General features: G+C 57.5%; 10 protein-coding genes. 1 reads left to right on the top strand and 9 read right to left on the bottom strand.

The window, feature by feature from the left end:
- The 5 genes from VNZ60_RS21140 to VNZ60_RS21120 form a co-directional block, all read right to left on the bottom strand.
- The coding region (locus tag VNZ60_RS21140) for a hypothetical protein (RefSeq protein ID WP_325662692.1) at positions 1-192 on the bottom strand (192 nt) is incomplete at its 3' end.
- A 347-nt stretch (positions 193-539) separates the two neighbouring features.
- Complete coding sequence (locus VNZ60_RS21135) at positions 540-1,499, bottom strand: fimbrial protein (RefSeq protein WP_325662690.1); 960 nt, start codon at positions 1,497-1,499, stop codon at positions 540-542.
- A 13-nt stretch (positions 1,500-1,512) separates the two neighbouring features.
- Positions 1,513-4,041, bottom strand: coding sequence for a fimbria/pilus outer membrane usher protein (locus VNZ60_RS21130; protein ID WP_473964754.1), 2,529 nt, complete (start codon positions 4,039-4,041; stop codon positions 1,513-1,515).
- Positions 4,042-4,060: 19 nt separating this feature from the next.
- Positions 4,061-4,816, bottom strand: coding sequence for a fimbrial biogenesis chaperone (locus VNZ60_RS21125; RefSeq protein WP_325662688.1), 756 nt, complete (start codon positions 4,814-4,816; stop codon positions 4,061-4,063).
- Positions 4,817-4,914: 98 nt separating this feature from the next.
- Positions 4,915-5,454, bottom strand: a complete 540-nt coding sequence (locus VNZ60_RS21120) for a fimbrial protein (RefSeq protein ID WP_325662687.1) — start codon at positions 5,452-5,454, stop codon at positions 4,915-4,917.
- 522 nt (positions 5,455-5,976) lie between these two features.
- Here VNZ60_RS21120 and VNZ60_RS21115 point away from each other — a divergent pair.
- Positions 5,977-6,399, top strand: coding sequence for a hypothetical protein (locus VNZ60_RS21115; protein WP_325662685.1), 423 nt, complete (start codon positions 5,977-5,979; stop codon positions 6,397-6,399).
- Between the two features lie 38 nt (positions 6,400-6,437).
- Here the strand turns inward: VNZ60_RS21115 and VNZ60_RS21110 are convergent, their stop codons facing one another.
- The 4 genes from VNZ60_RS21110 to VNZ60_RS21095 form a co-directional block, all read right to left on the bottom strand.
- Positions 6,438-7,331 carry an SMP-30/gluconolactonase/LRE family protein gene (locus tag VNZ60_RS21110; protein WP_325662683.1) on the bottom strand — a complete coding sequence of 298 codons (894 nt, stop codon included), beginning with the start codon at positions 7,329-7,331 and terminating at the stop codon, positions 6,438-6,440.
- A 192-nt stretch (positions 7,332-7,523) separates the two neighbouring features.
- Positions 7,524-7,790, bottom strand: a complete 267-nt coding sequence (locus VNZ60_RS21105) for a hypothetical protein (protein WP_325662682.1) — start codon at positions 7,788-7,790, stop codon at positions 7,524-7,526.
- A gap of 24 nt (positions 7,791-7,814) precedes the next feature.
- Entirely contained in the window at positions 7,815-8,504 is a 690-nt protein-coding gene (locus VNZ60_RS21100) for a hypothetical protein (RefSeq protein WP_325662680.1), read from the bottom strand.
- Positions 8,505-8,673: 169 nt separating this feature from the next.
- Positions 8,674-9,442: porin (locus VNZ60_RS21095; RefSeq protein WP_325662678.1), on the bottom strand; the 769-nt coding region annotated here is incomplete at its 5' end.

Raw genomic sequence — 9,442 nt, 5'->3', positions numbered from 1 at the left:
GTCGCCCTCTTCCCGCGCCAGATTGCTGGCGTGGATCAAGCCCAGGCAAGTTTGAATGCCTTGCGTCGCATCCAAGGTGTGCGCCAGGAATTGCATGGCGGCGTCGATGCGCAATTCTTCCTCTAGCCATGAGAACGGCTGATGGCTGGCGGGGATTGGGCGGGATGGCGTGAAAGTACAAGTATCGGTCATGGCAACCTCCTGTTTATAGCAGTTAGGCCGCTTCGCGCTGTCAAACGGGAGGGCGGCAGATGGCAAGGTTGACAGACCGGTACGAACAGGAAAAACCGGCAGCCCGAAGGCTCCCCACCACTGCCGCCCATAGGGGCGTAACAGCAGTACGCACGAGAAAACCGCAAACGCGGTTGTGCGCTGTTCGTAACTCAGGCTGTCAAACCTGGCCCCTGTTTTTTGCAGGGACGCTGAACTATAAACACTATTTGTCGGCGCGACAATCCACGCAGCCTGCCGGCAGGGACAAAAGAAGCCAATGCTTAGCCGCAAGACCAAGCGCATCGGCGCCGATGGCAAACGCCGGCCTACTTATAGGAAATGGTAAACGTCGCTATACCGTTGGCCTTGCCCGGCTGGACCTTGTCTGCGGTTTGGTAGTAGCGCGCAGTCAGCGGTACCGCCAGCGTAGCGCCGGCGGTGGCGCTGCCGGCAGACAGGGGCGTGCCGAAAGTCACCGGGGTCTTATCCATCAGCAGTTGAATCCCAACCCCCGTCGCCGCACCGGCGCCGCCATCCAGCGCCAGTACGCCCGGCGCCTTCGAGGCATCGGCGGTGGCGTCGAACTTGATGGCGACGGAGTAGCTGCCGGCCGGCTGGCTGCAAGTCAAACCGATGCTGAAATCGATGTTGGGTGACGTCGAGCCGATGCCGGTGAATTTATCGACGCGCATGTCGCCCATTGGCACTTTTTTGTTGAGCGATGACGAGTCGACGCTGCAGGTGTAATTGACAAAGCTGATGTTGTTCAGGCCGGTGATCTTGTGCGGGCCCTTGTTATTGTCGCCATCGCCATCGATGCCAAACGCCATGATCTCGGAATTCGCGACGTTGCCTTGCGTTGGCGTGGCGCCGGTTTTGCGCAGTTCTATATCCACATTGCCGGTTATATGCACATTGCCGTCGGCATAAATACCCGTCGCGATAGTGGCCGGTTCGCTGCCGCGATCACCCTTGTAGGTTAACAATAATTCGAGCCCATATTGCGTCAGCCTGAGATCGCGCCTGCGTAAGAAGGTATTCCCAGCCCAGGAGAAGATGCTCGTAGAACAAGCAACATCAAAAGCAGCTCCCGTTCGACTCCAGAGAATGGCTCCCACTGGCGCGTCAGCGGCAATCTTGACCGCCGGTAGCGTCGCGATCGTGTGGACGGTATCGCCACAATCCATCGCAGCGGCCTGGAGTGGAAAAAGCAGCAACGCACAGAGCAGCGGTAGGATACCCCCGCTACGATCAAGCACGCCGCTCAGCTGGCGTGGGCTAGGCATATTTCTCTCCATCCTATCTGCATCGCCCGACCACGCTCTGGTAGCCCTCATCATCGCTATTCTCCTCACCGACCTTCTCCGGCAGCGCGTAATCCACCCTGCATTGCTGCTCCGCGGCCGCATGCCAGCGCACCACAAAATGTCCCTGTAGCGTCGTCAAGCCGCTGATGAACGCCTCGCCATCCTGGCCAACCATCCCTAGTTCCTGTCCTTCGTCGTTTTCCACCAGCGCTCCCAGCGGCAACGGCTTGCCGTCTGCCATCGTCAGCGCAAACGCAACCTGATGCCCCACCACCGGTTCAAAGCTCGCCATCACCACTGCCGCCCGCGTCGGCACCACCTCTTCCACGGTGCTTTTAATTTCCACATCCTTCGGCAACTCTTGCGTATCGATTACGATGCGGTTAACGCGATAAGGATTCAAATAAGGAATCACGGCGTCACCGGCGCGATTGGTGCTGACGCCGGGATGCATCTCGAAATGCACGCCCTTGACATCGGGTATTTCAACGATGGCGACGGTTTCGCCCAGCGGTTGCGAGAACAGCACTCCGCCGCTATGCCCAACCACGCCGCCGGCTGCGGTCAGCGTGGTTTGCGCGTAACCGCTGCCATGCGCGGCAGAAACGTCGTAGCGGCCGTATGGCGCCAGGTAGCTGGCCGAGGCGCTTTCGCTGATCGACGACTGGTTGGAGTGCGCCGCGCTGAGGCTGTAGTTAAACTGGCGGTCGACGCCTAAGCTGTCGGAGTAAGTGGCTTGCTGGTTGAGATGGTTTTCATCGTTACGGCTGACAAAATAACTGAGATTGCCCGAAGAGCTGTCTTTCTCGCCGAACAGGCTGAGCGGCAGCGACAGGTTGAACGCCACTTGCCAGTTGGACGGCGCGCCATTGCCCTTGTTATAGCTGCCGTAGACGCCGTAAGAAATACGCCCAGTCGAAGCGGAATAGCCGAGTTGGAGCAGATTGCTCTTGGCGTTAGTACCCCAGTAGCTTTGCATGCCGACGGTGGCGTACAGCGAGCCGGCGTTTTTCAAGCGCTGCGTGATGGTGCCTTCCAGCCGCTCGTGCTTGGCGCCGGACTGGACCGCCAGGCTGCCGTCGTTCAACGCTACCGCATCCGGGAAACTGCGATAGCCGGCGCTGGAATAACGATAGCCAAGCACGCGGAAATCGGTACCGTAAGCGGCCAGCGATTTGGCGTAAAGAAAACGCAGGGAGTTGCCGGAAACGTCGGCTGAATTGTTGTCGCTGAGCTTGCTGCGGGCATGGGTGACATCAAGCGATAGCGCGCCGAAGGAACCGATGTTCTTGCCCACGCCCAGCAAGGCCGCCTGGTAGATGTTGGCGGCGATGCTGCCGCCGTACAGTGAAAACTCGCCGCTGAAGCCGCGCGCCGCCGTGCCCATCACAAAGCTGGGATGGCTGGAGGAGAAGCCGTTGCGATACTGGCCGCTGCTCAAGTTGTAGCGCCACGAGCCGGCGCGCAGCAGCAGCGGCAGCGCCGAGTACGGTTGCACGAAACTGCTCTTGCGGCCGTCGGCCTCGATCACCGTCACCTCCAGATCGCCGCTGGACGAAGTCGGATACAGATCGTTGATGACGAACGGCCCGGGCGGCACGAAGGTGCTGTAAATCACAAAGCCGTTTTGCCGCACCGTCACCTGGGCGCTGGTTTGCGCCACGCCGTGGATGGTCGGCGCGTAGCCTTGCTGGCTATCGGGCAGCATGGCCTCGTCGGTATTGAGTTGCACGCCGCGAAACTGGAAGCCGTCGAAAATATTGCTGGGGGTGGTGGCGTCGCCCAGGGTCAGGCGGCTGTTCCAGGCGGCGATATCGCGCTGCAGGAAGCTGTTGATGATCTGGTACTTGCCGACGCCGTCGGTGCCGCGATTGTAGGTAGAACTGTGCGACAAACGCCATGCGCCGAAATTGACGCCGCCGCGCAGGCCGGCGTACAGCGAGTTGCGCGAGGCTACGCTGGCGTAATCGCTGCCGCTGTACTGGGCCGCGCTCAACTGGTAATCGAGTACGGCGGCGTTGACGCCCTGATCCCAGCGCGCCGGATCGACCGCACCGCGTGCGCGGCGTTTCATGGCCGCCTGCGGAATGCTGATATTGAGCTGATGCTGATAACTGTCAAAACTGACTTGCGCGGCACTGATGATCTTGCCGATATCGACGCACTGCTGTGGCGCGGCGTTTGCCAGCGCCGGGAATGCCGCAACGTTGACACCCCAGCCGGCGAACATCGGCGCCGTCAGGCAGGGCTGAGCGTCTTGCTCTGGATCCGGTGCATCGAAACGGATTTCCTGCGAATCGACGCGCTGCTGGTTGATATCGATATCGACCAGGTAGCGGCCGGGTTGCAGTTGATTACGCTTGGCAAAAACCGAGAGGTCGGCGCCGGGGTGGCCGCCGCCCAGTTCCAGGAAGCGCTCGTCGAACTCCAGCTCTTGCTGCGCGTGTACATGGTGCGCCTGAATCGCCCAGCACAGCGCCAGCCCCTGCAGGCAGGCGTGGCGCCACTTTTTTTCACTCACGCCACACCGCCGGCATCGCTTACTTTGCAATCGCTACTTGCGGCTCGGCGCTGGCCTCGACCGGGTTGCTGAGTGCGCCGAAATCGTTGATCACCATGAAATTGAATTTGACCGGTGCGATTGCGGCCGCCGACTTGAGCGGATAGCTCAGCTTGGACATGGGCGCTACAGCATCGGCATTGATGCTTTCAGCTTGCGCGCCCAGCACATTGATCATCGAGAAATTGACATAGTACGGGGTTGGATTCTCGACTTCGAGCGCGGCGCCCTTACCGTTCGGTCCTGCCACCACCGCCCATTTCAACTGGCTGGCGGCTTCTGCGGCTGAACCGGTCAGATTGGCCGGCCGATACAGCAGCTTGATGCGTGTACGTACTGCGATTTGCAGGGTGTTGTCTTTGCCCTTGGCTTTAGGCGGAATTTCCTTGACGTTGAACCAGTACAGCGACTCACGGTCTTTAGGCAAAGCCTTGGCCGCGTCCCCGCTCTTGATCAGGCGCACCTTCAGCGCTTGCGTCTTGCCGCCGTCTAGCCGCATTAAGGGCGGCGTCACCAGGAATGGCGTCTTGGCGCCATCGGTGCTGCCGTTGTCGATCCAACTCTGGATGGCGTACGCTTCATCGCCCTTGTTTTCCACCGAAATCGAGGCATCTTTCTTGCCGGCGTCAAAAATAATCCGCGTGCCGCCGACCTGAACCCCGGCCGCAGCGCTGCCGATGCAGCCCAGCATCAGTGCTGCCAGCGTTACGGCTTGTGTTGTCTTGAAAATACGCATGATCCTATCCTCCGCAAGCCGCGCTCAGCGCGGCAAAAATTAACACGGGACCGCAGCATTCGCGGCCGCATTTCGGCTTTGCGCCCATCGTGGGCGGCTTATTTATAAGTCAGGGAGAACATCAGCGTGGCGTTGGCGGCGCCGGCCACGACTTTATCGGCAGTAGCGATATAGCGCGCCTTGAAATCGTAGGTATTGGTGCCTTCGGCAATGGTGATGTCGCTATTCTTGGTACCGCCAGCCATATCAATCGCCGTTCCGGTGCTATCTAGCAACTGCACCCCGACGCCGGTTGCCGGACTGGTGCCGGTCACCTTCAGGACTGCTGTATTGGTGCTGTCGGTGGTGCCGGTAAACTTCAGCGTTGCACCGGTGCTGCTCGCATTGCAACCCGACAGCACGATCTTGAAAGCGACAGGGGGGACGGTACTGCCGGAGCCGGTGAAATCGTTTGCAAACACCTTTGGCATGGTGACGTCTTTGCTGGTTGTACTATCGATTTCACACGGCACGCCGGTGATGCTGCCGGTGAAAGTAATTGTGCCACTGGTATCGCCGGTAGCGGCAGATGCGGCGCCTGTACACAGGCAAGAAAGCAAAATCGCCGTGCGGCCCGCAATGGTGGAAAAACCTGACATAAGCGACTCCTTATGAAATTGCCCAATGCACAAATTGCGCATTGGAAACTTTGTTAGTGTACATTTCATTACGCATAAAAACAACTTTAGTGCACATTTAACAAGCTTGCGTTCTTCAAACGCTCCGTTTCCGGCCTGCGTTCCTACCCCTATTCCAAGTTATTAACGGTAGCAAATCCGCTTTCTTTAACCTGGCTTGGGGGCTCGCTGTCCTGGCAAGTAGAAAATTGAAATAGTGCTGGAGAGATGGTTGACGGCGGCATTGGATTGTTATCAAGTGCGGCTGTAAGTACGGCTGTATTCGCTCTAGGAAAAATCCATTGCCGCATCGGCGAAATGATTTTTATCCAGATTTTCGCAAGCGCATTTCGAGAAAATTCTCATGTCTTTTTTAATTTCCACGTAGAAATTCATTGACTCTTCGGCCCGGGACGAGTGAGATACGGTTAACGTAGTTTCCATATAGCATCATTACTAGGGTGCAATGAAACATACGATTATTACCCTAGCCGAGGAGCCGCCATGAAAATCACCACCCTACAATTCGCCACTGCATCTGCCTTGTTATTCATAGCGTCAAGCGCGATGGCGGCCGGCGCCAATGGCGGCATTATCCATTTCACCGGCAGCATCGTCGAACCGCCTTGCACCACCAGTATCTCCAATGCCGGCAGCAACGCCGGTAGCAAGCAAGGGGCGGCTACAAACATGAACATCAGTTGCGACCATCACAGCGCTTTCGATGTAGCGTTCCAGCAGGTCGGCCCGAACGCCAGCCCTGCCGTCGCCGTCACCTTGTCGCGCGACGGCAAGCTGCTGGGGAGCGAGGAAGCGGCCTATTACCGGATGGCGTTCAAGGGGCAAACCATGCTGCGGCTGGCAGCCAGGCACTCTGCCGCCGACGGCGCGCTGAACCCGGTCATCATGACTATCAGCTATCTGTAAGGCGAATGCGTGACCGGCATAGCCGGTGTGATAGGGCCTTAAGCGCCGAAACGCGCTTCCGGCAAACCACGGATATCTTCCAGCCGCAGCTGGAACACCCCGCCTGCGGCTGGCTCGGCCAGCAAGTCGGCAGCCGTTAGCGATTCACGCGCGCTGGTCACATACAAGGTGTCCAGATCGGCGCCGCCCAACGCTACGCAACTGGGTTGCGCCACCGGTACCTTGATCATGCGGTCGATACTGCCGTCGGGCGCCAAGCGCAACACCCGGTAGCCGCCCCATTGCGCATTCCACAGGTAACCCTGGCTGTCTACGGTCGAGCCGTCCGGCACGCCGGTCTGCTGCTGCAAATCGGCGAACAAGCGTGGGTTGGCGATGCTGCCGGATGCTGTGTCGTAGTCGCAGCAATGGATGGTCTTGGCGGGTGAATCGCAGTAATACATCGTGCGGCCGTCGGGGCTGAAACAAATGCTGTTGCTGATGGCTACCGCGGGCAGCGCCAGGCGTTCCAGCGTGAGATCGGTGTTGAGCCGGTAAAAACTGCAGCAGCGCGCCAGATCAGGCGCATCGTTCTTGGTGCCGAACACGAAGCGGCCGGCGCGGTCGCAGCGGCCGTCGTTGATCCTGGTATGCGGTAAATCCACCTCGACTTTGCAAATCGGCGTCACGGTCTTGGTTGAGAAATTGAACCAGGCCAGTTGCGAGGCCAGGCCCAACAACAGCTTGTCGTCATCGGCGGTCAACGCGAAGGTGGCCAGCGGTTCGGGCATCGGCCAGCTTTCGGTTTCGCCGCTGGCGGGCCGGTGGCGCCACAGCGTGGCGCCGAGAATATCGGTCCAGAGCAAGCACTGGCTGCGCGCGCACCAGAGCACGCCCTCCCCTAGCAAATGTTTGCCGTCGATCAGCAGGCTTGCGGTGGCAGCGGTCAGCATCGAATCTGGTCCGGCACAGGGTGGTTTTGACAGAGCATTCCTTCATTCCTTTGAGTTGTAGTTGCAACTTACTGAGCCAGTTTTTCAGTGCGCTTAACCAACGCAGCTAACTGGGGTCAGAGTGAACTTTCTGCGCGCTTTTTGCAGAAACTTCACTCTGACCCCCACTTAGCGGGCCACGGAGTAGCTGCCTCATCGCTGAAAAACCTCTTGATATATCTTATCCAACCAAGTGTGCACCTCGTCCATTGACTCGAATTCATTTAACGTTAGGTCATTCACAACTTGGCATATGTCATCCGTTGTTGAAATCAACCATTCAAATTGATCCTTAAGTTCCGCCACGTTAAATTTTGGATGGCCATTCCTCACATCGTCTGCTAGCTCATCGACTTCAAACCACTCAACATGGCAATAATCGCGCAAAATAGACTTTATCGGTTCAGGTAGTTCATTCATAAAGTATCTTTTTTTGACTATCAATTAATCCGGCTGTGGAAGCATAGTATTGAACTTCCAGTCGCCGTTAGCCCCTTGCTTATAACGAGTAACCATATAAGCGTCGTTACCAAAAGTAGTGTTCCCGGACCCAAGCGGGGCACTCTTCGGCCCATACCTAGTCACACCAGTGACATAGTCTCTGAAATTATTGCCAAAAATTTCCTGTAGAGGAATTTGCACTTGAGCTCGTCCTGTGGTTGATGCCGACGTCGCATCGACAAACTGCTGACTATTTCTCGCGTAATTTTCAGCAAAGGCATACGCTTCGTCGGACACGACCTGAGTTGCATGCTGGGCATACTGATGAGCACCACCATGAACACCGTCAACTCTCGTTCCTGTCATCGGATCCAAGCCTTCTACTGCACGTCCGGTTAATTGCTGACCAGTCACATCAGCTCCGTGACGCTGGACACCATGACCTTCACTCACAAGCTCTTGAATCCTTGCTTCGACGGAATCTATTGTATTTGCCCCAATACTACCCTCGGTCGAGAGTAATTTCCCCCCGTTTAATTCAATCGAACTCAAATCCCCCACGGCCCCCAGTTGATACCTAGTTCCGACCGATATCCCACTTGCCGACCCAGACGGAAATGTCTCTCCAATAACTCGCATATTGGCGAAGTACAAGACCACCTGGCGCGCTCTGTCTTTCTCCGAATCCGTCATGTGAGGTCAGAGTCAAGTTTCGCGATGAAGCACTGCGAAAATTGACTCTGACCCCAGATGACTCTTGCCGTGGCGATGTCATGAATTATGAAACTCTCGTTAGCCACCGATTCTAACGCCAACGGGGCCATGAGAAACCATGGCCCCGTTGCTGCATCAAAGCGAATGCTCAGAAAGAATGGCTGACACCGACGTAACTGGCGTTCTGGCCATGTCCCGGCAGAGGGTTGTCGAACTCGGTGGCGAAATCAGCATTGCCCTTGTTGCGCACGGTGCCGACAGCCGCATACAACAAGGTGCGTTTCGACAGGTTGTAGTTGGCGCCGACCATGAACAGGCTGGCGCTGCCGGCGTCGTGATTGAGCTTGTTATGGTAGGCGGCGCCGATCAAGGTCAACGCCGGTGTCACTGCATAGTTGACGCCCAGCCAGTAGTGATTGAGTTTGTCGGCAGCGGTGGCGATGGCGGTATCCGACGCTGACAGGTTTTCGTAACCGGCAAACAGTTTCAGCTTATCCACCGTGTAAGTGCCGCCGACAATCAAATCCTTGGAGGCGGTGTAAAGGTCGGTGTAGCGGCCGCTGCTGTCGCGGATCACATCGTAAATGGCGCGCAACTCCAGGCCACCGGTGGTGTAGACCAAAGAAACCCCGTCTTTGCGGCCGGCCTTGGTGGAACCGGCCTGTTCGCCCAGGCTGGTTTGCAAGGTGGCGTTGAAACCGCCCCAGGTTGGGGTTTGATATTCGATCACGTTGTTGGCGCCTGGCCAGTTGCGCCCATTCACCAGATTCTGGGTGCTCAGGAATTGCTGGCCGGTAGGATCGAGGTACCAGACGTCATTGACGATGAACAGGTTCTTGCCGAACTTGATCGAACCGGCGCTGCCGTTCAAGCCGACGTAGGAACGGCGATTGAACAAGGCGCTGCCGTTGGTGGTG

The sequence above is a fragment of the Collimonas sp. genome (assembly GCF_035566375.1).
Lineage (GTDB): Bacteria > Pseudomonadota > Gammaproteobacteria > Burkholderiales > Burkholderiaceae_D > Collimonas.
The sequence above is the reverse complement of the archived record's forward strand: the minus strand, read 5'-3'. Positions and strand labels throughout refer to the sequence as shown.

Coding starts and splice junctions, on each gene's coding strand:
- VNZ60_RS21135 (WP_325662690.1), bottom strand. CDS start 1,499: ATGCCTAGCCCACGCCAGCTGAGCGGCGTGCTTGATCGTAGCGGGGGT.
- VNZ60_RS21125 (WP_325662688.1), bottom strand. CDS start 4,816: ATGCGTATTTTCAAGACAACACAAGCCGTAACGCTGGCAGCACTGATG.
- VNZ60_RS21120 (WP_325662687.1), bottom strand. CDS start 5,454: ATGTCAGGTTTTTCCACCATTGCGGGCCGCACGGCGATTTTGCTTTCT.
- VNZ60_RS21115 (WP_325662685.1), top strand. CDS start 5,977: ATGAAAATCACCACCCTACAATTCGCCACTGCATCTGCCTTGTTATTC.
- VNZ60_RS21110 (WP_325662683.1), bottom strand. CDS start 7,331: ATGCTGACCGCTGCCACCGCAAGCCTGCTGATCGACGGCAAACATTTG.
- VNZ60_RS21105 (WP_325662682.1), bottom strand. CDS start 7,790: ATGAATGAACTACCTGAACCGATAAAGTCTATTTTGCGCGATTATTGC.
- VNZ60_RS21100 (WP_325662680.1), bottom strand. CDS start 8,504: ATGACGGATTCGGAGAAAGACAGAGCGCGCCAGGTGGTCTTGTACTTC.